The organism is uncultured Vibrio sp. (genome assembly GCF_947488985.1).
Classification (GTDB): domain Bacteria; phylum Pseudomonadota; class Gammaproteobacteria; order Enterobacterales; family Vibrionaceae; genus Vibrio.
Genome location: NZ_CANLBV010000292.1, coordinates 1 through 500, shown reverse-complemented (window position 1 = coordinate 500; position 500 = coordinate 1). Strand labels below are relative to the sequence as shown.

At 38.8% G+C, this 500-nt stretch carries 1 protein-coding gene; it reads left to right on the top strand.

The window, feature by feature from the left end; genetic code table 11:
• The coding region (locus tag Q1A70_RS20395; protein ID WP_299695880.1) for a hypothetical protein at window positions 1-219 on the top strand (219 nt) is incomplete at its 5' end.
• Window positions 220-500 lie beyond the last annotated feature (281 nt).

The window sequence follows — 500 nt, the reverse complement described above, 5'->3', positions numbered from 1 at the left end:
AAGCGGGTTGGAACGATGATTATCGGGCTCGAATCTTCTTTGGGTTATAAATTAATCAAAGTATGCTCGCGCCCTGGAATGAATCGGAAAGGCAGCACTGGGAAACTTATAAAGCGGTGGCCAATTTTAGTTGACCACTACAGTCAATTATTTTTGTACAGTCAATTACTTGTGTTCAATGGTGATTTCACTAAAGCTGACATCGAATACTTGTCCTAAATATTCTGAGTTAGGCCTTATTTGAGGATAAATACCGGTTTTAAAATAAAAGCTGTTGTTATTGGCCTAATTTGGGTCTAAACGATAGCTTTATGGTGTTGTCGATGACACTTACGTTGGGATGCTGCCCGGGCTTTATAACCCTCAATTTGATCGCTATCATCAGAATTTTTAGTGTTCGAGTTGCCATTGCAAACGGAGATATATACCCGTACTCATTGAAGGTGCTTGATTTTTAGTAAAATCAGGATCATGCTACGAACTATGATAATTACACTGAC